This is a genomic window from Dolichospermum sp. LEGE 00240, assembly GCF_015207875.1.
GTDB classification, from domain to species: domain Bacteria; phylum Cyanobacteriota; class Cyanobacteriia; order Cyanobacteriales; family Nostocaceae; genus Dolichospermum; species Dolichospermum gracile.
The window spans coordinates 1-20,919 of sequence record NZ_JADEVZ010000014.1; the positions used below are offsets into that span (position 1 = coordinate 1).

Here is a 20,919-nt window from a genome sequence, read left to right on the forward strand (position 1 = left end):
CACTCAAGCGTGTCAAAGATATGGGCACTCAGGTTTCTCGATTGACGACTATTTGGGCTGACGGTGGGTTTGATGGTCCATCGTTTATGATGTGGGTGATGGACGTTTGCCGTTGGATTGTTCAGGTGGTGCTACGACCACAGCAAACTAAAAGTTTCGTGGTCCTCAAAAAGCGATGGGTTGTGGAACGTACTTTTGGCTGGCTGATGGGTTGTCGTCGATTAGTCAGAGACTACGAGTTACTACCTGAAACCTCTGAGACTTTTATCTATCTAGCTATGATCCGTATCATGATCAGGCGATTGGCATAAATTTTGACTCCTCAAAACTTTTCAAACATCCTCTTAGACAGGGAATTAATTCCCTGGCTTCTGGCTATTTGGAGATTGTTTATTGTGGTTGTCTGAATCAGGATTACCAGGATTTAAGGATGTACAGGATTGTTATTTATAGATTTTCTGTGAATATTTAATGCTTATAAATTATGATTTAGAGAAAAATATATTTTCTATCATTTACAAAAACCTATATTTTCTAAAAAACATCCTGAAAATCCTCTAATGCTGGATATCCTGATTCTGACAATCTAATTATTCCCTGGATTCCTTAATAAAGCCACAAAACCAGCTTGAACAAAATGAATATCAGCCGTTACAGCATAAATTAACCCCTGTTCCTGCATCACAATAAATGAGATACAATCTGTTAAACCCCAATTTTTATCTTGACGACTGTGATAAAGTTCCAGCGCACGCATGAGAAGCGATGTATCTACACTGACAACTTTGATATTATCTGTTTGATAACACTGATTAATAAACTGAACTGATGCTGTGCGGTTCACTGCACTTAAAGCATTACCAACTTCTATTAAAACTGCTTCTGTTACCCATACTTCAACGGCATTTTTCACCCTTGGTAATAATGCTTTTGCTTGAGTATGGTATTGATCATTCTTGTTTAATAAAGCCTGAATAAATACCGTATCTAAAAATAGTCTTTCCTGATTCATTCTCTGATCTCATTGTCATGTTTAGAATTACCATATAAATAGTGATTATGTTGACTTGACCAATCACTTGGTGCTTCAATAGTTCCTGTTAATGCCTCTAGCACATCCCAAGCATTACCTTCATTATTGCGTATTTCTGTAACTTCCACTAAAGGATTTTTAGTTTCATAACATTTAATTTCTAAAGTTACTATTTCTGGTTTTCGGGATTGAAAAAGTTGAATCAGATTATTTAATGCTTCTTCCTTATTCGCACCAAAACCTTGACATTCTAGTAAACTTAACAGCGTAGCTTTAACCGTACCATCCTCTTGATTTTCAATTAACACATCATAAGTTAACTTGGGTGCAATTGTGGAAAGAGCATTTTTAACAGCTAAAATCATGATATTTTTACTCTTCTAACTCTAAAATGATTATAACACAATACTTGAACAAAGTGAAAATTATCATCTAGATGATGTTAAGATTTATAGGACTTTATTAGCGATCGTCAATTTTATGGACAAAACAATGAATCAAAATAATTTATTAGCAACCTTGCAAGAAAATCGCTTAATGCAAACAGAAGAACAAGTTACAAATTTTGAAAATGCTTTAGCTGAAATAGCTGAAAATCCTGATGAAAATAAATTATCTGCCTATCATCTAATTTTAGATGATCAATGTCAACAGCCAGAAGTGATGTTTAGCTTAATTCATTTTCTGGAATCTTTTGATATGGAAAAACAAATTACAGCATTTATTGAAGTCGTTCCACAATTAATGGTAACAGCACCTGAATGGACAAGAATTATTCACAACCGGATTTTAAATGATGTATCAGCGTGTCGAGTTTATCAAAATCTATTACATTCAGCTAATTTAAACACTCCTCATTTTCTCTATCATCTCTTGGAAGAAAGTATTATCAATAAATTGGAAATTAAAGAAAGTGTACTAACGTGATTGTCAGAATCAGGATTACCAGGATTTAAGGATGTACAGGATTTGATTGACTTTTTACCTGATGAAGATAAATGTAATATTCCATCATTCCCAATAGTCGGTTTAAACCGACTTGAGCTTTTAGACAGGGAATTAATTCCCTGGCTTCTGGCTATTTGGAGATTGTTTATTGTGGTTGTCTGAATCAGGATTACCAGGATTTAAGGATGTACAGGATTGTAATTTATAGATTTTCTGTGAATGATTAAACATACTTAATCTTTGTCTGATCAATGTATTTCCTCTTTGCAATAATGACAGATGATCAGTGTCTAGTATTCTTAAATTATTCACTGCTTTACTTACCTTTATTCATTATTTGCATCTAATTCACGACGATATTCTTGTATATATTCCAACATTTGATCAAAGTGTGGATCATCTTTATACTTACCTGCTATTTTCATCCAAGGATTTTCAATTTGAGGAGATTTAATTTCTAAAGTGACAATCTTAGCATTTCCTAAACGAACTTGCAAAATCTTATCTAATTCTTCTATTGCTTCCGTTTCTGTATTCCCTAAACCTTGACATTCTGGTAAACTTAATAATGTCGCTTTCACAGTACCATCTGCTTGATTTTCAATCAACACATCATAAGTTAACTTAGGTGCAATAGTAGGAGAAGGATTTTTCACAGCTAAAATCATGATATTTCTACTCTTCTAATTCTGAATTGATTATAACATAATACTTGAAAATAGTTAAAATTATCATCTACAGGATTTTAAGATTTATAGAATTTTATTAGCGATCGCCTGATATTTTATCATCCTGTTAATCCTTTAATCTTGGACATCCTGATTCAGACAAAAAATATCCTGAAAATCCTCATGGTAATAAGATTTGCTACTTTTAATCTAGCTCTCTGCGTCCTTCTAATGCTCTAGCTAAAGTTAATTCATCAGCATATTCTAAATCACCACCTACAGGTAAACCAAAAGCAATGCGGGTGACTTTTGTAAATGGTTTTGGCAATTGACCTATGTATAATAAGGCTTCTACTCTGCTTCTGGTCTTTTTAAGATGTGCAAAGCTAAACGTTGGGCGCTTTTGGGACTAACTCCGGGTAGCCGTTGCAATTGTTCGATTAATTTGGCTCAAAATGAACTATGTTTCGTCCAACGGTAATTCGTGACAACTGACTAACTATGAATTCTCGGTTCTGGGTGTAAGGTTGATAATAATTGACTTTCCACCTCTGCTAATTCATCTAATCTGTCCATGACGATTTTGCGGTCATAATAGGTGTCAGCTAAAACCCAATAGGTGCCAAAATGTCTGGCTTCTGATGCCATTAAACTGCGGTAAAATTGAGCTAGTTCTGGTTCTGGACAGTTAGCAGCTAGGAGTCCTAAGCGTTCATGACTGCGAGCTTCGATTAAGCCGGTGACGAGTAAGGAGTCTAAAAATCTCTGGGGTTCTTGTCCCCTAACTTGGGATTTTAACCCTGCACCGTAGGGGGGTGCGGATAGGGCTGCTAGTTTGATCTGACGGCGTTCTAGCCATTGATTAACAAGTTCAAAGTGTTCGAGTTCTTCACGAGCGATCGCTGTTAACTCCCTGACCATTTTAGCATTAGAGGGATAGCGAAACATCATATTTAATGCTACTCCGGCAGCTTTGCGTTCACAGTGGGAGTGGTCTAATAAAATAATATCAAGGTTAGCGATCGCTTGCTCTACCCAAGCATCACTGGTAGGTTGTTTGAGGGCGTTGATTGTGGGTAAAGGTGAACTCAGCACAGCGAAGAAACTCCAAATTTGATAATTATTTTTAATCTAGGAAAAAGGACGTTTGCCGAATTATTTCTATAATACAATAAATTTGGGCGTTGCTGAATGAAAGTATCAATTTGTCTCACGCAGAGGCGCAAAGGCGCAAAGAGTAAGAGTTTGAGAAAGGGAATTTTCGATTTTCATACCGCCATTATTCAATGCCTAAATTTGATTATTTATTAACGGACACAAACGGTAGTTTTAATAAACTGATGACATTAAAATCTCTAGTTTCTTCGGGTACACCAAATTGGATGGTTTCTGGTTGGGGTGGATAATAACGGGATTGAAATATTATATCCCAGATAGTTAACAAACTGGTGTAATTACTATTTAAATATTTTGTTAGTTGACAATGGTGAGCGCGATGATAATTAGGTGTGACAATAAAATAACTCAGAAATTTATCTATTTTGAAGGGTAAAGCAAAATTACTATGATGAAAAACTAAGGATATAGCAAATAAAGATTCATATAATATCCACGCATTTGGGGTAATTCCCAATAGATAAATTAACCCAATTTTGGGGATGTTGGAGACAATTACTTCTCCTGGATGAAAGCGGTAAGCTGTGGATATATTCATCCATTTATCTGTATGATGGACTTTGTGAAACCGCCAAGCAAAATCCCAAGTGTGGATTAATCTATGCCACGTATACATATATAAATCCAGCAATAAAAAAGAGAGAATAAAGTGCAACCAGGGTGAATTTAGATCATAAAAAAATCCCAGTGACAAAGTTGGTTTCCAGAGAAATTTTAAGATTAAAATAATTGTGATGTTAACCACCAAAGAATTTACTAAACCTAAAATTAAATTGTGAATAACTCTTTTAAGTAAAGTTTGATGATATGGAAAAAAAGGAATTGAGGTTTCTAGGATTCCAAATATTACGATACTGCTGACAACAGCCAGAGATTTATATTCCATTTTGTTTGATGTCCTGATAATTCTGCCGTAGATGGGTCAATTTTTTCTCTCTATTTATAAATTTTACCATGAATATTTTCTTGAGTCTCAAGAACAAAGAACAAGATCCCCGACTTCTTTAAGAAGTCGGGGATCTGAAACTCTTAATTTAAGAAAATTTTGTTAAAAATCCCAATAATTGCTTAGTTTTTGGTGTGAGTAAAGTTTTGCGATAAGCGTCTGCGGCTTTTTTAATTGCTTCTGCTTGGGTGGGGTAAGGATGAATTACAGTGCTAAGTTTACTTAAACCAATATTGTTAACAATAGCTGTGGTAATTTCGGAAATCATCTCTCCTGCATGATTAGCAACTATGGTTGCACCCAGGATTTGATCTGAGCCTTTTTTGTGATGAATCTTTAAAAAACCAGATTCTTCATGATCGGCGATCGCTCGATCTATACGAATATAAGGAATCTTAATAGTTTCTATTTTTATACCCAATTTTTCCGCCTCCTTTGCATACATCCCCACATGGGCAATTTCCGGGCTGGTATATGTCACCCAAGGCATCACTAAACTACTGAGTTTAGATCGTCCCCAACCAAAGGGCGAAAACAGGGTATTTTTAATCACAATTCGCGCTGCTGCATCTGCCGCATGGGTGAATTTCCAATTCATGCAGATATCACCAGCAGCGTAAATTTTCGGATTTGTGGTTTGCAAATAATCATTTACTTTCACACCAAAGGTTTGATCATATTCTACACTCACTGCCTCTAAATTCAAATTTTCCACATTTGGCGCCCGTCCCGCACCAACTAATATTTCATCAACTGTCACCGAATCTCTTTCACTATTCACAGAAAAATAGAGGCGTTTTCCTTCCGTAACTGTAACTACTTCTTCCAATTGACAATTTAATACTAAACGAATCCCTTCATCAATTAAAACTTTTTGCAAAATTTCTGCTGCTTCTGGATCTTCCTGATTTAAAATATGTGAACCGCGATGAAATAATGTCACTTCACAACCCAAACGCCGGAATGTTTGTGCTAGTTCACAACCGACAGGCCCACCACCAATCACTGCTAATTTTTCGGGTTTTTGAGTCAGAGAAAAAACAGTTTCATTGGTTAAATAACCGGCTGCTTCAATTCCCCGAATTTTCGGTTTAACAGCCCTAGCACCTGTCGCAATCACAGCTTTTTTAAATTTTAATGTTTGCTGATCAACTTCTATAGTATTGTTACTTTTAAATTTACCAGCACCTAAAAAAACATCAATTCCTAAACTTTTAAATCTTTCCACAGAATCATGATGACTAATACTCGCCCGAATCCGCCGCATTCTCTCCATAACTGTGGCAAAGTCTACATCAAATTGCTGGGAAATATTAATCCCTAAATCTTTAGCTTTTTTGATTTCTTCAACTACACGAGCAGAACGAATTAAACATTTAGAGGGGATACAACCAAAATTTAAACAATCTCCTCCCATGAGATTTTTTTCAATTAAGGCTATTTTCAAACCCAAATCTAAACCCCCAGCCCCCGCAGCTACAACTAAACCCGCAGTTCCCCCACCAATAACTACCAAATCATAATCATCAGCCGGTTGGGGATTTAGCCAGTTATCGGGATGAACATTTTTGATTAGTTTTTGATTAAACTCATCCATTGGACGCATTGTGACTCTGGGAGATTCTGAATTTGACATTAGTATTACCTCTAAATGGTCAGGTATCAAGTATATTCTTGATTGGGCGATCTTTTTTATAGATACATCATTATCAAAAATTTGTCAGGTTTATATTTAACAAATTCCCTAAAATTGTCGCAGATAGAAAATAGAAAATTATCATAAAATCTCCTCTTCTAAAGCTTTTTTAGCGATCTTAGTTACATAAACTGTGACAGCAATTGTCGCTATAAATCCGATGATTTGAATTACCCAGTGAAGAATCGTATTATTGGGTTGATTCTTATTACCAATTAAGGCTAGATCTCCTACTAAATAACCAAAATAAACATACATAATTGTTCCAGGAATCATCCCCACTGAACCAATTAAATAGTCTTGAAAAGCAACACTAGTAATTCCAAAAGCATAGTTTAATAAGTTGAAGGGAAAAAGGGGAGAAAGTCGGACTAATAGGACGATTTTTAATCCTTCTTTACTAACGGCTTTATCAATGATGGCAAATTTTTTATAACTAGATATTTTCTTTTTTACCCAACCTTGAGCTAAATAACGTCCTACTAAAAATGCAGCTACAGCACCCAAAGTAGCACCAATAAACACATACAAAGAACCCCAGATTACCCCAAAAATTATCCCAGCACCTAAGGTGAGAATTGCGGCTGGTAAAAAGGCTAAAGTAGCAATAATGTAGATACCAATAAATACTATTCCCCCCACAGCACCAAGACTATTAATCCATTGTAAAGTATTTTGTAAAAATGACAGGAAACCGAGAGAAGATACACTAATAGATTCCTGTAATAAAGCTAAATCTATTGCTGATAAAAATGTCATGACCATAAGAATTATTTACAATTTTGAAGAAGAGTACCAATTACGAATTCGATGGGGGGATATCCCTAGTAAATAAGCGATGACGATAATTTGATTCCAAAGAGTAGTTCGGATAATTCCTTTTTTTAACCATCTGCGAGGTGAGGTAATTACAGGTGTTGGTAATAGATAAATTTTCCCCAGTTTTTTTAATTTTCTCATAAGTTCAAAGTCTTCCATAATTGGAATTTGGGGGAAATTACCAACTTGCCCAAATACATCTTTGGTGAGAAAAATTGCTTGATCACCATAGGGCATTTGCCAAAGATGCGATCGCCATTTTACCCCAAATTCGACCAAACGCAAGCCCCAATCGGGGGCATTTATTCGTAAAGCAAACGCACCAGCGACAATTCCCGGTTTTACTAAGGTTGTACGAATCATCTGCTCGAAATTAGTCGGTAACCGAGTATCAGCATGGAGAAACAGCAAAATCTCCCCACTAGCAGCCATAGCACCCGCATTCATTTGATTAGCACGTCCGGGAGGAGAAATAATCACCTGAACATTTAAGGATTTGGCTATTAATAATGTTTGATCTTTTGAATCACCATCAACCACAATTATTTCTACATTATTATTGGATTGGCTGCTAATGATTGCTTCTTTAATATTACCCGCTTCATTAAGTGTGGGAATAATAATAGAAATTTGAGGATTCATATAGGAGTCAGGAGTCAGGAGTCAGGAGTCAGAAGGAGGAAGAATTGGAGGATTGATTTATTAGGGTTTTCGGTTTATATAGCTAACGCTACGCTATCAGCAAGTTATATTGATCAAGATATTTAGGCGTTGCTGATAGCCATATTGAGGTATGAAACTCAAACATTCTATTTCTCAATCTCTTACTCTTTGCGCCTCTGCGTGAAAAAAAATCATTCTTTCATTCACCAATGCCGATATTTAAATTAGTTATTCTGTGATTTTGTTTAAAACTCCACTACGAATCATCATTTGTGGCCAAATTAACAGAAAAAATCCCATCCAAATTAATAATGGAATAGCTACTAAAATTGTTACCCAAATAATTTTAAATATTAACCAACTGCCGCTAATTAATGTGACAGCAGTGAGGATAATTGACCAAGGCTGACACCACCAAGGTTTATATTTCCAAGGGCTAATTGTTTGTTCTTCAGACATTTTTGGATCAAAAAACTGGAATTTGCTAGGAATATTATATCAGCATTTATCCTCATATTTTTTGATCATCATTTATTCGTAACTTTGACTACTTTTAGTCTTTTTGCAAGAGTTCTCAATAGACGGCAAAATATATTATAATATTGTTACATATTTGTTAAGAAAGGTTACATTACTCTTAACAAAAGGAAATATTGTTTATGGTTGTTCCCCGTGAGAAGAATGCACCACATGAGGTTGTTATCGTTGGTGGTGGTTTTGGTGGACTGTATGCAGCCAAGGCGCTTGCGAACACGAAGGTAAATGTTACTCTGATTGATAAACGTAATTTTCACCTATTTCAGCCGCTTTTATATCAAGTTGCCACAGGTACGCTATCACCGTCGGACATTTCCGCACCACTACGATCTGTATTCAGCAAAAGCAAAAATACAAAGGTGTTGTTAGGAGAAGTAACTGATATTAATCCTAAAGCGCAACGAGTTATTTTTGGTGATGAATCCATACCTTATGATACATTAATTCTAGCCACTGGTGCTAATCATTCCTACTTTGGGAAGGATAATTGGAAAGAATTTGCTCCTGGCTTGAAAACGGTGGAAGATGCGATAGAAATGCGCCGGCAGATATTTTCAGCATTTGAAGCCGCAGAAAAAGAAAGTGATCCGGTAAAACGGCGGGCTTTGTTAACTTTTGTGATTGTGGGGGGAGGTCCAACTGGTGTAGAATTGTCAGGTGCGATCGCCGAGTTGGCATACCAAACTCTCAAAGAAGATTTTCGTAACATTGACACCGCAGAAACGAAAATTTTATTATTACAAGGTGGCGATCGCATTCTCCCACACATTGCCCCAGAATTATCGCAAGTAGCAATAGAATCTTTACAAAAGTTGGGTGTGGTTATTCACACTCAAACCAGAGTCACAAATATTGAAAATGACATTGTTACTTTCAAGCAAAACGGTGAATTGACAGAAATTCCCTCAAAAACTATCTTGTGGGCAGCGGGTGTGCAAGGTTCAGCTTTGGGGAAAATCCTTGCAGAACGGACAGATGTAGAGTGCGATTTCTCTGCCAGAGTAGTTGTAGAACCTGACTTGACTATCAAGGATTATAAAAACATTTTCGTAATTGGAGACTTAGCTAATTTCTCCCATCAAAATGGTAAACCCTTACCCGGTGTTGCCCCCGTAGCCAAACAACAAGGAGAGTATGTAGGTAAACTCATCAAACGACGGCTGCAAGATCGGACTTTGCCAGAATTTAAATACAATGATGTGGGTAGTTTGGCAATGATTGGGCAAAATTTAGCCGTTGTAGATTTAGGCTTCATCAAACTCACAGGTTTCATTGCTTGGGTATTTTGGCTAGTAATTCACATCTATTTCTTGATTGAGTTTGACACTAAACTAGTAGTAGTAATTCAGTGGGCATGGAATTATATTACTCGGAATCGGCGCTCTCGATTGATTACAGGTAAAGAGGCTTTTTTAGCAACACAACCTGTTAACAATAGTGGCGATTCCCAACCCAACAAAAATAAGCAGCCAGTCAATCTCTAGTATTTGTGGTTGACATGAAGTAGCTCAACTAAAAACACTTAAAACCCAAATCCTTGACTACTTAGAGAAGTCGGGGATTTATTTTTTTGCATTGAGTTATTCTCATCAAATACCCAGAAAAATCATTCCTGTAACCAATTTTCTAAACTTAATCCCTCAACTCTCAATAAATCGCTATCATTAGAAACCAGAATAAATCCTTTAACGATAGCAGTTGCGGCAATTAAAATATCTTCTGTTTGAATTGGTAATCCTCTTAATCTAAGATTTGCATAAATTTCTGACGCTTTTTCTAAAATTGCTAAATCATCCAAGAAAATAATTTGATAATCCTTACAGAAATTATCAAATCTTTCTAATTGTTTAATTGCGTTGACTGCAAATAAACCTCTTTTAATTTCAAAGTAAGTAACGCAACTGATACTTAATGATCCTTCTTGAGATTGAAATTCTTTTAATCTTTGCTTAATTTTGGAATTATTTTTTAGTTCTAAGGAGACAATATTGGTATCTAATAAATATGCCATATTTTTTTATTTCCGTTTAATCATTTCATCAAAAATTGCTATTTGTTCGGAAGTTAATTCATTTAAAGTTCCTGCTACTGCTTCTGTCACCATGATTCCGCTACAACGGGTTTTTAAGTCCTGATCTTGCATACTATTAAACTCATCAATAGGTAAGTTTTGCTGAAATAGATTATATAACTCGTGAATCATTTCCTCTGCATTCAGTTCTTCCTTAAATAAAGGACGTTCTTCCATCAAAATATTAACTATTTTCTCAATTCTGCTGATCATGGACTCTTGTTGAAGTTCTGTTGATAACATAATATTTCCTCCAGAGATATGTAAATGATATTCATAGATGTTATATATTGTAGCATTTTTTAGTTTTGTGATGTCTGTTTATTACACCAGTGTTAATTTTTGACTAACGAGTGAATAATTAAACAATTTAGGCAATGCTTACAACTCCCTGGGACAGTCCGAAAGGGCGATCACATTCTACCAGCAGTCTTTGGATATATTTAAGGAGATAGGGGATATTCAGGGGGAAAGTAATTCCTTAATCGGTTTAGGCAATGCTTACTACTCCCTGGGACAGTACCAAAAGGCGATCGCTTTCCACCAGCAGTCTTTGGATATAGCTAAGGAGATAGGGGATATTCGGGGGGAAAGTCGTTCCTTAAACAATTTAGGCAATGCTTACTACTCCCTGGGACAGTACCAAAAGGCGATCGCCTTCCACCAGCAGTCTTTGGATATATTTAAGGAGATAGGGGATATTCGGGGGGAAAGTAATTCCTTAATCGGTTTAGGCAATGCTTACAACTCCCTGGGACAGTACGAAAGGGCGATCGCTTTCTACCAGCAGTCTTTGGATATAGCTAAGGAGATAGGGGATATTCGGGGAGAAGCAAATGCTTGGTTTAATTTAGGTCTGTCCTTAGAAAAAGTGGATAGGGAACAAGATGCACTGGGTGCTTATCGCAATGCGCGGGAACTGTATCAGACAATGGGACTTGATGATAAGGTGCAAAATTGTAACAATGCAATTGAGGATCTTTCTCAACCACAAAAGCCTGTAGTTTTCCGTACTAGGTTTTGGGGTTGGTTGCGTCGGTTATGGCGTTGGTTACGCGGTTGGTTTCGGCGATAAATAAAATCTGTTAAGTTATAATTAATCTAATGTGTTAATCCCCAAATCTTTGAAAATTATAGTTTCAAATTTATGAACAGCCAAACTATTCCTCAAATTATTCCTAAGAAGGATATTACTGAATATTTCAACTTCCTTTTTCCTGAAGATATTAGACTAAAAAACTCTAGAATAGGAATTGAAACAATACTTTATGAATACATTGATTGTGGACGTTCTCCAGAAGAGATTGCTCAAATATATCAATCACTTTCTTTAGAACAAGTCTATGCGACTATCCTTTACTATTTGCAAAACAGAGAAACTATCAGCGATTACATGAAGAATTGGATAGAACATGGTCATAGAATGAGAGAACAACAGCGACTTAATCCCCCACCAGTATCAGAAAAACTTCGTCAACTGAGAATAGAAAGACAAGCAAAAGTATAAGGAAATGACCATTAAATATTTGATTGATGAAAATATCAATCCTTTATATCCAAAACAAATTAAACTCAAAGAACCTGATATTGTTGTTCAGGTGGTAGGAGAAACAGGAATACCACAGAAAGGGACACTTGATCCTGAAATTCTCTGTTAGTGTGAGGAGAATAATTTCGTATTAGTCACAAATAACCGTACTTCTATGCCTGTACATTTAGCTGATCACATGGCTGTGAATCGTCACATACCAGGAATTTTCATTCTCAATCCTAATTTAAGTGTTGGTGAAAATATAGAAGAATTAATCTTAGTTGCTTTAGCTTCAGAAGATGGTGAATATCAAGATCGTATAGTTTATTTACCCTTACCATAGCTGTTAAAAATATTCAAGAGAAAGTTATTCCTTGGAAAATTTAGGCAATGCTTAGAACTCGCTAGTATAATATAAAAGAGCGCGTAATTAATAAACTGTTAAAGTTGTAAAATTCAATGTATGACAACATCTGTAAATATCTCGCCGAAAACTTCCAAGCCGACTTAGCCACATGGTTACTAGGTTCACCAGTCGAATTAACAGAACTGAGTCCAACAGAATTATCAAACGAACCAATTCGCGCTGATTCGTTGATTTTATTACAATCAGAGAACTTAATATTACATATTGAGTTTCAGACCGATGGTAATAAAAATATACCCTTTAGGATGTTAGATTATCGAGTTAGAGGTTATCGGCGTTTTCCTGACAAAGAGATGCGCCAAGTAGTGATTTATTTGAGAAAAACAGATTCTGAATTAGTCCATGAGAATAGTTTCAGATTAAACAAAACCCACCATAAGTTTGAAGTAATCCGTCTATGGGAACAACCAACAGAACAATTTATGACCGCGCCCGGTTTATTGCCATTTGCCGTGCTAAGTCAGACAGAAGATCCTACAATGGTATTGAGCCAGGTAGCAGAAGCAGTCGAAAAAATTAAAGATCAACAACAACAAAGGGATATAGCTGCTGCCAGCAGTATTTTAGCTGGGTTGGTGTTAAATAGAAATGTAATCAAGAAAATTTTCAGGAGTGAGATTATGCGCGAATCAGTAATTTATCAAGACATCCTTGAAGAAGGTGAAGCTAAAGGTGAAGCCAGAGGCAAAGCTGAAGGTGAAGCGAAAGGTAAGGCTGAAACAACAAGAAAATTGGCTATAAATTTATTACGAATTGGTATGAATTTAGAGCAAATTGCTGAAGTCACTGAATTATCTGTTGAACAAGTTCGAGCTTTACAACAAGAAATTCAATCATTGTAAAACTGAGTATTTGTAGTGATTTTTCAGTAAAGAGTACGATTCCTACGGAGCGCTTCGCTATCGCTCTCCGTAGGCATCATGTATACCTCACAACTAACGAAGATGAGCGATCGGCTTTCACAAGGTAACACCAGTATAATCATAAAAATGGGAGGATATCAATGAGCTTAGTCATTTCCGAAGATATTGTCCAAGCAAGTGGATTATCAGAAAAAGAATTAGTTTTAGAATTGATTATTCTATTATTTCAAAGGAAAAAAATTAGTAAGAAAAAGGAACTTTGAATAATAAATTGACAGAGTTATTAGAAATATTTCAAACTGATGAATTGTCATTAGAAGAAATTACAGAAGAAGTTGAAATTGTCCGTTCTCAAATTTATGACAGAAAACACAACATTTAAGATAATTATTGATGTTGGTAATGTTGGGTTTCCTTGCGTCAACCCAACCTACTTAAATCTTATATTATTTTAGATGACATTGATTAAGAAACAGTCAAATAATTGTTATTTGCTGTAATTTTAACTTCTAAACCTCTATCATTTGTTTTTGTATGAGAAAATTCTTCAAATAGCTTGAAAAAGTTATAAAAAGCTCCTTGTTCATCCGTAGAATTTAAAAGAATAATACTATCCCATCCTTTACTATCACTAATATTATATTTACGCTGTATCCATTCTTGAAATTGATCAAACTCTTTTTCTTGTTCTGTACGTGGTAATCCTAATTCCATTCTCGCTTGACTATAGCCAACCAATAACATATTTAATCGAGTAATGGAACAATTTCCTAAATACATTCCTGGTCTTTGCTTAATTCTGTCTAATAGATGATGAAGGTATTCATTTTTTACGTCTAACATTACTTTCAATCTCCTAAAATTCTAATTCTGTAATTTGAAATTTTTGACCAAAATGCAATAGCCCTTGAAATAAGAGATTTGCCATCCATTCTTCTCTGTCAATTCCTATAGAATGATGGTTATCAAAAACTGTTTCTATACCATTAATAATAATCACAACTCCTTGATGACGACCATTAGTAGAGATAGCTTCTTCAGGAAATGTCTCATCATAAATAAAACTGTTTGCTCCTGTAGATGCTCCTGTATATAATTTAATCAACTTCCCATGAATTCCTTGAGAAATTAAGTAACTTTTAATTGCTTCAGTACATTCAACACATTTAAAGTTTTCATAACTGCTGGCAATGGCTTGAATTTGATGAATTTGTTCAGCGTTAATGGAAATGGAACTAACTCCTTTGGTAGTGCAATAGTTTAGAACAATAAAATCTGGGTAAATACTACTAAGATATTAACACATATTTATTTCATATTCAAAATCTATGGTAAACCGAAAAATCCCCGACTTCTCAAAGAAATCGGGGATCTAAATTACCTATTCGCCAAATATTGATACATTTCCCATCTAGCATTAACTTCAGCTTGCGCTTGTTCTAGCAACAACTTCGCAACCTCCGGTTTACTCTTCGTCAACATCTTAAAGCGATTCTCCTGATACATGGATTTTTCTACCGATTCAGAAGGCGCTTTCATGTCCAATTGTAGGGGGTTCTTACCCTCATTTTGTAATGCCGGATTATAGCGATATAACAACCATCTTCCTGAGTCCACTAACGCCTTTTGCTGTTGTAAACCAGTGGTCATATCAATACCGTGAGCAATACAATGACTGTAGGCAATAATGATTGATGGACCATCAAAAGCTTCCGCTTCTAAAAATGCTTTGAGTGTATGTTCATCTTTCGCACCTAACGCCACACTCGCCACATAAACATTACCATAAGTCATCGCCATTAAACCCAAATCTTTCTTAGGTGCAGGTTTTCCACCAGTCGCATATTTCGCAACTGCGGCTTTTGGTGTGGCTTTAGAAGATTGTCCTCCGGTGTTAGAATAAACTTCTGTATCCATGACCAAAATATTCACATTGCGTCCTGTAGAAATCACATGATCAATACCACCAAAATCTATATCATACGCCCAACCATCACCCCCAACTATCCACACACTTTTCTTGACTAAATAATCAGCGAGGGATTTGAGATTTTGGATTTGAGATTTGAGATTTGCGTCTTTTATGGTTTCCGCAATCTCATCTAATTTGTGTTGAAGAATAACAATTCTTTCCCGTTGATCCCAAATATCCGCTTCAGTTTTTTGTTCAGCTTTGAGAATGGCATTAACTAAATTATCGCCAATTTCATTACTTAATTGTGACAATAATTCTCCTGCAAATTCCGCTTGTTTGTCTATAGATAAACGATAACCAAAACCAAATTCAGCGTTATCTTCAAATAAACTATTAGACCAGGCTGGACCTCTTCCGTCAGCGTTTTGACTCCAAGGAGTTGTGGGGAGATTTCCCCCGTAAATGGAAGAACAACCGGTGGCGTTGGCAATGAGTGAGCGATCGCCAAACAATTGTGTTAATAATTTAAGGTAGGGCGTTTCTCCGCAACCAGCACAAGCACCGGAAAATTCAAACAACGGTTCTTGTAATTGCTGCTGACGAATTTGGTTTACTTTCAACTTTGTGCGATCGGGATTTGGTAAACTCAAAAAGAAATTCCAGTTTTCCCGTTCTTGTTCCCGCAAAGGTAACTGGGGACTCATATTAATCGCCTTGCGGGTGGGTTCTGCCTTGTTTTTGGCAGGGCAGACACTCACACAAATTTCACAGCCTGTACAGTCTTCTGGCGCTACCTGAATGGTGAATTTCTGGTTAGCAAAGCTCTTATCTTTGGCATTAGTGGACTTAAAAGATATGGGTGCGTTGACTAACTCACTGGATTGATAAGCTTTGGCGCGAATAGCAGCGTGAGGACAAACCATCACACATTTACCACATTGAACGCAGACATCAGCCTCCCAAACGGGGATTTCCTCCGCAACGTTGCGTTTTTCCCATTTTGCAGTTCCACTGGGGAAAGTTCCGTCAGCAGGTAACGCACTTACAGGTAAATCATCACCTTCCCAGACCATGATTTTGCTAAGAACATTCTCCACAAATTTGGGTGCATTATTTTGCAGAAATCTTGCGTTATTTTGTAGAGACGTTCCATGGAACGTCTCTACATTTACAGAATGCAGATTTTCTAGGGTGTTGTCTACGGCTTTTAAATTCATCTTGACAACTTCCGCGCCTTTTTTACCGTATGTTTTTTCTATGGCTTGTTTGATTTTACTAATAGCTTCTCTTTCTGGCAATACCCCTGCTAAAGCAAAGAAACACACCTGCATGATAGTGTTAATTCTGTGTCCCATACCACTATCTTTTGCCACTTGACTAGCATTAATAGTATAAACTTTCAGGTTCTTGTCAATAATTTGCTGTTGAACTTTTGAAGGTAGATTTTCCCAAACCTGATCAGCATCATAAGGACTATTTAACAACAAAGTTGCTCCCGGTGCAGCAGCTTTTAAAATATCAATAGTTTCCACAAATCCCCAATGATGACAACCGATAAAATTAGCCTTGTCTATCAGGTAAGTTGAGCGAATTGTTCCAGTTCCGAACCGTAAATGAGAAACTGTCATAGAACCGGACTTTTTAGAATCATAAACAAAGTAACCTTGGGCGTTATTTTCTGTACCTTCCCCGATGATTTTGATGGAGTTTTTATTTGCCCCTACTGTACCATCTGAACCTAAACCATAGAACATTGCCCGAACCACATGATCTGGTTCTGTAGAGAAATTGGCATCAAAATTCAAAGAAGTGAAAGTGACATCATCATTAATCCCAATTGTGAAATGATTTTTGGGTTTAATTTGAGTCAGATTATCAAAAATACTCTTCACCATTGCGGGAGTAAATTCCTTAGAAGACAGTCCATATCTGCCCCCAACAATTTTGGGGAACGTAGTTTTTTTCCACCCTTCATAAATAGCTGTCACCACATCTAAATATAAAGGTTCTCCCGCACTTCCAGCTTCTTTAGTTCTATCAAGAACAGCAATAGATTTAACACTATTCGGTAATGCTTCTATAAATCTGGCAACATCAAAAGGACGGAAAAGCCGCACTTTGATAACTCCGACTTTTTCCCCTTGATTGTTGAGATAATCTACGGTTTCATGGACAGTTTCACAACCAGAACCCATAATTACAATTACTCTTTCTGCCTTGGGTGCGCCATGATATTCATAGAGTTTGTAATATCTGCCTGTGCGTTCTCCAAATTTATCCATTATTGTTTGAACAATATCAGCACAACCATCATAATAAGGGTTTGCACTTTCACGAGATTGAAAATAAACATCAGGATTTTGTGCCGTTCCTCGTAATACTGGTTTATCTGGAGTTAAGCACCGTTGACGATGTGCAAATACTAAAGATTGGGGAATGAAAGCTTGTAAATCCTCATCAGATAACAACTCAACTTTCTGCACTTCATGGGAAGTTCTAAACCCATCAAAAAAGTGCATAAATGACACTCTTGCTGCTAAAGTTGCCGCATGAGAAATTAAAGCAAAATCATGACTTTCTTGGACAGAAGCCGAACACAAAAAAGCGAAGCCAGTCGCCCTTGCAGCCATAACATCACTATGATCACCGAAAATAGATAAAGCGTGGGTAGCTAAAGAACGGGCAGAAACATGAATAACAAAACTGGTTAATTCTCCGGCAATTTTGTACAAGTTAGGAATCATTAATAATAATCCCTGAGAAGCGGTGAAAGTTGTACTTAATGCCCCTGTTTGTAATGCCCCATGGACAGCAGCAGCAGCCCCTCCTTCGCTTTGCATTTGGGTGACACTGGGAACTGTTCCCCATAAATTGGGTTTATTTTCCGACATCCAAGCATCAGCCCATTCACCCATATTTGAAGATGGGGTAATCGGATAAATAGCAATTACTTCATTCAATTTGTAAGCTACACGGGCAACAGCTTCGTTACCATCAATTGTGGCATAAGATTTGGGCATGATTTTCCTTCTGTGTGTCTCTTTTGGTGGTTGTTTCAATTTTTCCGTAGGGTGCGTCAGATTGATAAATAGTCGAATTTAAGTATGATTTAACGTCTGACGCACCTTACTAATCTATGCAGAGAAACCAAAAAGATAAGCATTGAAAACAGCTAAAGTCAGGAAGTTAATTTGTGATATTTTCTACAGTTTTATTAATTATCAATTATTACTCATGAATTATTCTGACTTTTAGCCAATATTTTGATTATAGCAAATAGTAAATCTTCTAGATATATCAATATTAATGTTGTACTCAATAGCTATAATCTTTGATTTATCAAAGTTAAATGATTGTCATGGGGTGGAGGTGCGGGAAGTTTTTGGGCAAGATAGTTGACAGTTATCCAAGGTTTTACAGTATAATTTAAAGTTAATCACCTGTATTAACACTCAATCAATATCAATTATGACTTATCGAGATCCTGAAATTGAAATTGAACTATTACGCCTAAAGAGTGAGTTAAATATATCTGGAAAGAATAACAGTCAACGTAATTCTCAATCTCAAAGTTTAGATGATGTTATCACTAAGTTAAATCACCTTGTGGGAATGGAAAATGTCAAAAATGACATTAATACTTTTATCAATTTTCTCAAAGTTCAGAAAATGCGTCAGGAACAAGGTTTACCAAATATTTCTATTTCCCTACATTCAGTATTTTGTGGACCTCCGGGAACTGGTAAAACCACAGTTGCACGTTTAATGGGTGAAATATATAGAGAACTAGGTATACTTGCTAAAGGCCATGTTGTAGAAACTGATAGATCAGGGTTGGTTGCAGGTTATGTTGGACAAACAGCTTTAAAAGTAGATGAAGTTGTAAATTCAGCATTAGATGGAGTATTATTTATTGATGAAGCTTATGCACTAGCACCAGCAGATTCAGGGAAAGATTTTGGACAAGAAGCGATAGATACTTTACTCAAAAGAATGGAAGACTATCGAGATAGGGTGGTTGTGATTGTCGCTGGTTATAGTGATGAGATGTCAATATTTATTAATGCTAATCCAGGGTTACAGTCGAGATTTAATAGATATTTTTATTTTGAAGATTATAAACCAGAAGAACTATTAAATATTTTTGAGGGAATATGTAAGCAACAACATTATAGAATAACCCCAAGAGGTAAAGAAAAACTTCTGAAACACTTCACAAAGTTATATTTTGAAAAAAACAAAAGTTTTGGAAATGCTAGACTTGTCAGGAATATTTTTGAAAAAACGATTGAAAGACAAGCTAATAGATTAGTTAAAATAACCGATGTTAATAAGGAAATGATGATGACAATTACCTGGGAGGATATTTAATAACTATATATCAATCATCTTTTTGACGTTATTAGCTGATCTTGTAGGGTGCGTTAATGAAATGTAACGCACCCTATTGATGGGGTATTTGTTTAAAAATGGGAATCTTAACCCACTATCACCATATTCGGTGCGTTACGCTATCGCTCTAAGCGAAGCCATGCCCGCAAGGACTTTACACACCCTACTTGATAAATAACTTTGGCATTTCTGAAATTTCCTAAAATTGCGATCGCTCCCGATGCTTTCGCATAAGTTACTATCGTACTATTATATCATTTACATCAATTAAAAAACTTAAATAGCGCGATATTATCGGTTAATCTTAGGGAACACCAAAAAATAAATTACCCAACTTTGTGGGATGGGCATCCTGCCCGTCCTTGATGATTAGCGGGCTTTTCGTCCCGCACCACAAGGAATTTTTGGGGATTTTATTTCTTGGAAGTCCCTTAGATAACAGAACCCAAGATTATGAAAAAAAATTAAATAAAACTACTCATTATCTCTAATAACTTGTTGTATTGGTTCATTTGATGACGAAATTATTACATTTCGCCGATATTTTAGGGGAAGTTAATGAAATGTAACGCACCATTCATCTGTTTGAAATTAAAAACATCTCTTTAAGTGCGATTATTTATTTTCTCGGTTGAGTTAAGAGGCTATGCTATAATAACGTATACTGTCAAAAATATCTCACAAAAATATGAACAACACATCGCTAAAAGAAAAAACTGCCTTTAACCGCATCTCAGCAATCATAAAATATTTGATCGCTAATAACAGTGTGTATCAAGAAAGATTGGAACAAGATAAAATGATTCAGAAAATATACGAACTTTTTACTAAACCAAATTCTGGTGATGATATAGATACAATTGCTGAAGATGACTTAACAGAAAGAATTAGTAAAATGTTAGCTGTAGAAGCAATCAGTGGTTTATTAAATGATTTTACACCAGAAGAAATGGCAATATTTGATGAAGCAGTGAAACGGAAATAAGTCAATGGGATATCTACTAGATACTAATATGGTTACAGCATATCAATAAATGAAATAGGTAATAAAAGAATATCTGAAGATTCCAGTCGAACGCCAATAGTTTCGTAGCTTCGTTGTAGTGATAACTTACCAAGATTCAACTTAATAGCAATTTCCCAGAGACTAGCAATACTAAGATAAACTCTATCTGCTATATTAATCATTTCTCTGAGGTTATTAGACTTTCTCCGCGCCTTTGCGTTTGGGGGT

The 20,919-nt window shown here is 36.0% G+C and carries 27 protein-coding genes and 2 pseudogenes; 12 read left to right on the forward strand and 17 right to left on the reverse strand.

Features of this window, described 5'->3' with window-relative positions:
• The coding region (locus tag IQ226_RS06695; protein WP_193893673.1) for a transposase at nt 1-311 on the forward strand (311 nt) is incomplete at its 5' end.
• A 275-nt stretch (nt 312-586) separates the two neighbouring features.
• On the opposite strand, the gene IQ226_RS06700 is transcribed toward IQ226_RS06695, so the two are convergent.
• Nucleotides 587-1,012 (reverse strand): type II toxin-antitoxin system VapC family toxin, encoded by a 426-nt coding sequence (locus IQ226_RS06700; protein ID WP_193893676.1) that lies wholly within the window; start codon nt 1,010-1,012, stop codon nt 587-589.
• On the reverse strand, nt 1,009-1,398 hold the full coding sequence (locus tag IQ226_RS06705; RefSeq protein ID WP_193893679.1) for a type II toxin-antitoxin system HicB family antitoxin: 390 nt from the start codon (nt 1,396-1,398) through the stop codon (nt 1,009-1,011). Before IQ226_RS06705 ends, IQ226_RS06700 begins: the two co-directional genes overlap by 4 nt.
• Nucleotides 1,399-1,525: 127 nt before the next feature.
• Here IQ226_RS06705 and IQ226_RS06710 point away from each other — a divergent pair, with 127 nt between their 5' ends.
• Nucleotides 1,526-1,960: an Imm30 family immunity protein gene (locus IQ226_RS06710; RefSeq protein WP_193893682.1), complete on the forward strand. Its 435-nt coding sequence runs from the start codon at nt 1,526-1,528 to the stop codon at nt 1,958-1,960.
• Nucleotides 1,961-2,307: 347 nt separating this feature from the next.
• On the opposite strand, the gene IQ226_RS06715 is transcribed toward IQ226_RS06710, so the two are convergent.
• The 9 genes and pseudogenes from IQ226_RS06715 to IQ226_RS06750 form a co-directional block, all read right to left on the reverse strand.
• Nucleotides 2,308-2,649 carry a hypothetical protein gene (locus tag IQ226_RS06715; protein WP_193893685.1) on the reverse strand — a complete coding sequence of 114 codons (342 nt, stop codon included), beginning with the start codon at nt 2,647-2,649 and terminating at the stop codon, nt 2,308-2,310.
• A gap of 205 nt (nt 2,650-2,854) precedes the next feature.
• Nucleotides 2,855-2,992, reverse strand: a pseudogene (locus tag IQ226_RS24960) (recombination protein RecR); the annotation flags it as partial.
• 8 nt (nt 2,993-3,000) lie between these two features.
• The gene (locus IQ226_RS25870; protein ID WP_370567095.1) at nt 3,001-3,081 is read right to left on the reverse strand and encodes a hypothetical protein; all 81 of its coding nucleotides are present in this window, start codon (nt 3,079-3,081) and stop codon (nt 3,001-3,003) included.
• Nucleotides 3,082-3,144: 63 nt separating this feature from the next.
• A complete protein-coding gene (locus tag IQ226_RS06725) occupies nt 3,145-3,744 on the reverse strand; it encodes a tRNA-(ms[2]io[6]A)-hydroxylase (protein ID WP_193893688.1) in 600 nt (199 codons plus the stop codon).
• A 205-nt stretch (nt 3,745-3,949) separates the two neighbouring features.
• Nucleotides 3,950-4,711: a sterol desaturase family protein gene (locus tag IQ226_RS06730; RefSeq protein ID WP_193893691.1), complete on the reverse strand. Its 762-nt coding sequence runs from the start codon at nt 4,709-4,711 to the stop codon at nt 3,950-3,952.
• 148 nt (nt 4,712-4,859) lie between these two features.
• Nucleotides 4,860-6,407: a mercuric reductase gene (locus IQ226_RS06735; RefSeq protein ID WP_193893694.1), complete on the reverse strand. Its 1,548-nt coding sequence runs from the start codon at nt 6,405-6,407 to the stop codon at nt 4,860-4,862.
• 141 nt (nt 6,408-6,548) lie between these two features.
• Nucleotides 6,549-7,232 carry a TVP38/TMEM64 family protein gene (locus tag IQ226_RS06740; protein WP_193893697.1) on the reverse strand — a complete coding sequence of 228 codons (684 nt, stop codon included), beginning with the start codon at nt 7,230-7,232 and terminating at the stop codon, nt 6,549-6,551.
• A 9-nt stretch (nt 7,233-7,241) separates the two neighbouring features.
• Nucleotides 7,242-7,928: a TIGR04283 family arsenosugar biosynthesis glycosyltransferase gene (locus IQ226_RS06745; RefSeq protein WP_193893700.1), complete on the reverse strand. Its 687-nt coding sequence runs from the start codon at nt 7,926-7,928 to the stop codon at nt 7,242-7,244.
• Nucleotides 7,929-8,177: 249 nt separating this feature from the next.
• Nucleotides 8,178-8,408, reverse strand: a complete 231-nt coding sequence (locus IQ226_RS06750; RefSeq protein WP_193893703.1) for a DUF6737 family protein — start codon at nt 8,406-8,408, stop codon at nt 8,178-8,180.
• Between the two features lie 200 nt (nt 8,409-8,608).
• On the opposite strand from IQ226_RS06750, the gene IQ226_RS06755 reads away from it, so the two are divergent.
• A complete protein-coding gene (locus tag IQ226_RS06755) occupies nt 8,609-9,970 on the forward strand; it encodes an NAD(P)/FAD-dependent oxidoreductase (RefSeq protein ID WP_193893706.1) in 1,362 nt (453 codons plus the stop codon).
• Nucleotides 9,971-10,092: 122 nt separating this feature from the next.
• Here the strand turns inward: IQ226_RS06755 and IQ226_RS06760 are convergent, their stop codons facing one another.
• Together IQ226_RS06760 and IQ226_RS06765 are read right to left on the reverse strand one after the other, a co-directional pair.
• Nucleotides 10,093-10,497, reverse strand: coding sequence for a type II toxin-antitoxin system VapC family toxin (locus IQ226_RS06760; protein WP_193893710.1), 405 nt, complete (start codon nt 10,495-10,497; stop codon nt 10,093-10,095).
• Nucleotides 10,498-10,503: 6 nt separating this feature from the next.
• Nucleotides 10,504-10,800 carry a hypothetical protein gene (locus tag IQ226_RS06765; RefSeq protein ID WP_193893713.1) on the reverse strand — a complete coding sequence of 99 codons (297 nt, stop codon included), beginning with the start codon at nt 10,798-10,800 and terminating at the stop codon, nt 10,504-10,506.
• Nucleotides 10,801-10,930: 130 nt separating this feature from the next.
• Here IQ226_RS06765 and IQ226_RS25875 point away from each other — a divergent pair.
• From IQ226_RS25875 to IQ226_RS06790, 7 genes and pseudogenes are all read left to right on the forward strand, one after another.
• Nucleotides 10,931-11,125: pseudogene (locus IQ226_RS25875) on the forward strand (tetratricopeptide repeat protein); the annotation flags it as partial.
• Complete coding sequence (locus tag IQ226_RS06770; RefSeq protein WP_370567096.1) at nt 11,111-11,632, forward strand: tetratricopeptide repeat protein; 522 nt, start codon at nt 11,111-11,113, stop codon at nt 11,630-11,632. The pseudogene IQ226_RS25875 and the gene IQ226_RS06770, both read left to right, overlap by 15 nt.
• A gap of 72 nt (nt 11,633-11,704) precedes the next feature.
• Nucleotides 11,705-12,064, forward strand: coding sequence for a DUF433 domain-containing protein (locus IQ226_RS06775; protein WP_193893716.1), 360 nt, complete (start codon nt 11,705-11,707; stop codon nt 12,062-12,064).
• Between the two features lie 4 nt (nt 12,065-12,068).
• Nucleotides 12,069-12,215: a hypothetical protein gene (locus tag IQ226_RS24965; RefSeq protein WP_228039289.1), complete on the forward strand. Its 147-nt coding sequence runs from the start codon at nt 12,069-12,071 to the stop codon at nt 12,213-12,215.
• 45 nt (nt 12,216-12,260) lie between these two features.
• On the forward strand, nt 12,261-12,431 hold the full coding sequence (locus IQ226_RS24970) for a hypothetical protein (protein WP_228039290.1): 171 nt from the start codon (nt 12,261-12,263) through the stop codon (nt 12,429-12,431).
• A 116-nt stretch (nt 12,432-12,547) separates the two neighbouring features.
• Nucleotides 12,548-13,357 (forward strand): Rpn family recombination-promoting nuclease/putative transposase, encoded by an 810-nt coding sequence (locus tag IQ226_RS06785; protein ID WP_193893719.1) that lies wholly within the window; start codon nt 12,548-12,550, stop codon nt 13,355-13,357.
• Nucleotides 13,358-13,637: 280 nt separating this feature from the next.
• Nucleotides 13,638-13,760 (forward strand): hypothetical protein, encoded by a 123-nt coding sequence (locus tag IQ226_RS06790; protein WP_193893722.1) that lies wholly within the window; start codon nt 13,638-13,640, stop codon nt 13,758-13,760.
• A gap of 83 nt (nt 13,761-13,843) precedes the next feature.
• Here IQ226_RS06790 and IQ226_RS06795 read toward each other — a convergent pair whose 3' ends face one another.
• From IQ226_RS06795 to nifJ, 3 genes are all read right to left on the reverse strand, one after another.
• A complete protein-coding gene (locus tag IQ226_RS06795) occupies nt 13,844-14,221 on the reverse strand; it encodes a hypothetical protein (protein WP_193893725.1) in 378 nt (125 codons plus the stop codon).
• Nucleotides 14,222-14,234: 13 nt separating this feature from the next.
• Nucleotides 14,235-14,663, reverse strand: coding sequence for a papain fold toxin domain-containing protein (locus IQ226_RS06800; protein WP_370567097.1), 429 nt, complete (start codon nt 14,661-14,663; stop codon nt 14,235-14,237).
• Nucleotides 14,664-14,755: 92 nt separating this feature from the next.
• A complete protein-coding gene (gene nifJ / locus IQ226_RS06805; protein ID WP_193893727.1) occupies nt 14,756-18,313 on the reverse strand; it encodes a pyruvate:ferredoxin (flavodoxin) oxidoreductase in 3,558 nt (1,185 codons plus the stop codon).
• A gap of 448 nt (nt 18,314-18,761) precedes the next feature.
• Here nifJ and IQ226_RS06810 point away from each other — a divergent pair, with 448 nt between their 5' ends.
• Together IQ226_RS06810 and IQ226_RS06815 are read left to right on the forward strand one after the other, a co-directional pair.
• Nucleotides 18,762-19,664 carry an AAA family ATPase gene (locus IQ226_RS06810; RefSeq protein ID WP_193893729.1) on the forward strand — a complete coding sequence of 301 codons (903 nt, stop codon included), beginning with the start codon at nt 18,762-18,764 and terminating at the stop codon, nt 19,662-19,664.
• A gap of 709 nt (nt 19,665-20,373) precedes the next feature.
• Entirely contained in the window at nt 20,374-20,670 is a 297-nt protein-coding gene (locus IQ226_RS06815; RefSeq protein ID WP_193893731.1) for a hypothetical protein, read from the forward strand.
• A 32-nt stretch (nt 20,671-20,702) separates the two neighbouring features.
• Here IQ226_RS06815 and IQ226_RS06820 read toward each other — a convergent pair whose 3' ends face one another.
• Nucleotides 20,703-20,873 (reverse strand): hypothetical protein, encoded by a 171-nt coding sequence (locus IQ226_RS06820; protein ID WP_228039291.1) that lies wholly within the window; start codon nt 20,871-20,873, stop codon nt 20,703-20,705.
• Nucleotides 20,874-20,919 lie beyond the last annotated feature (46 nt).

Excerpts from the sequence above, each read along its gene's own strand:
- IQ226_RS24965 (WP_228039289.1), top strand. The coding sequence starts at position 12,069 with ATGACCATTAAATATTTGATTGATGAAAATATCAATCCTTTATATCCA.
- IQ226_RS06785 (WP_193893719.1), top strand. The coding sequence starts at position 12,548 with ATGTATGACAACATCTGTAAATATCTCGCCGAAAACTTCCAAGCCGAC.
- IQ226_RS06775 (WP_193893716.1), top strand. The coding sequence starts at position 11,705 with ATGAACAGCCAAACTATTCCTCAAATTATTCCTAAGAAGGATATTACT.
- IQ226_RS06755 (WP_193893706.1), top strand. The coding sequence starts at position 8,609 with ATGGTTGTTCCCCGTGAGAAGAATGCACCACATGAGGTTGTTATCGTT.
- IQ226_RS06735 (WP_193893694.1), bottom strand. The coding sequence starts at position 6,407 with ATGTCAAATTCAGAATCTCCCAGAGTCACAATGCGTCCAATGGATGAG.
- IQ226_RS06795 (WP_193893725.1), bottom strand. The coding sequence starts at position 14,221 with ATGTTAGACGTAAAAAATGAATACCTTCATCATCTATTAGACAGAATT.
- IQ226_RS06700 (WP_193893676.1), bottom strand. The coding sequence starts at position 1,012 with ATGAATCAGGAAAGACTATTTTTAGATACGGTATTTATTCAGGCTTTA.
- IQ226_RS06765 (WP_193893713.1), bottom strand. The coding sequence starts at position 10,800 with ATGTTATCAACAGAACTTCAACAAGAGTCCATGATCAGCAGAATTGAG.
- IQ226_RS06750 (WP_193893703.1), bottom strand. The coding sequence starts at position 8,408 with ATGTCTGAAGAACAAACAATTAGCCCTTGGAAATATAAACCTTGGTGG.
- IQ226_RS06715 (WP_193893685.1), bottom strand. The coding sequence starts at position 2,649 with ATGATTTTAGCTGTGAAAAATCCTTCTCCTACTATTGCACCTAAGTTA.
- IQ226_RS06815 (WP_193893731.1), top strand. The coding sequence starts at position 20,374 with ATGAACAACACATCGCTAAAAGAAAAAACTGCCTTTAACCGCATCTCA.
- IQ226_RS24970 (WP_228039290.1), top strand. The coding sequence starts at position 12,261 with ATGCCTGTACATTTAGCTGATCACATGGCTGTGAATCGTCACATACCA.
- IQ226_RS06705 (WP_193893679.1), bottom strand. The coding sequence starts at position 1,398 with ATGATTTTAGCTGTTAAAAATGCTCTTTCCACAATTGCACCCAAGTTA.
- IQ226_RS06730 (WP_193893691.1), bottom strand. The coding sequence starts at position 4,711 with ATGGAATATAAATCTCTGGCTGTTGTCAGCAGTATCGTAATATTTGGA.
- IQ226_RS06745 (WP_193893700.1), bottom strand. The coding sequence starts at position 7,928 with ATGAATCCTCAAATTTCTATTATTATTCCCACACTTAATGAAGCGGGT.
- IQ226_RS06820 (WP_228039291.1), bottom strand. The coding sequence starts at position 20,873 with ATGATTAATATAGCAGATAGAGTTTATCTTAGTATTGCTAGTCTCTGG.
- IQ226_RS06710 (WP_193893682.1), top strand. The coding sequence starts at position 1,526 with ATGAATCAAAATAATTTATTAGCAACCTTGCAAGAAAATCGCTTAATG.
- IQ226_RS06810 (WP_193893729.1), top strand. The coding sequence starts at position 18,762 with ATGACTTATCGAGATCCTGAAATTGAAATTGAACTATTACGCCTAAAG.
- nifJ (WP_193893727.1), bottom strand. The coding sequence starts at position 18,313 with ATGCCCAAATCTTATGCCACAATTGATGGTAACGAAGCTGTTGCCCGT.
- IQ226_RS06760 (WP_193893710.1), bottom strand. The coding sequence starts at position 10,497 with ATGGCATATTTATTAGATACCAATATTGTCTCCTTAGAACTAAAAAAT.
- IQ226_RS06740 (WP_193893697.1), bottom strand. The coding sequence starts at position 7,232 with ATGGTCATGACATTTTTATCAGCAATAGATTTAGCTTTATTACAGGAA.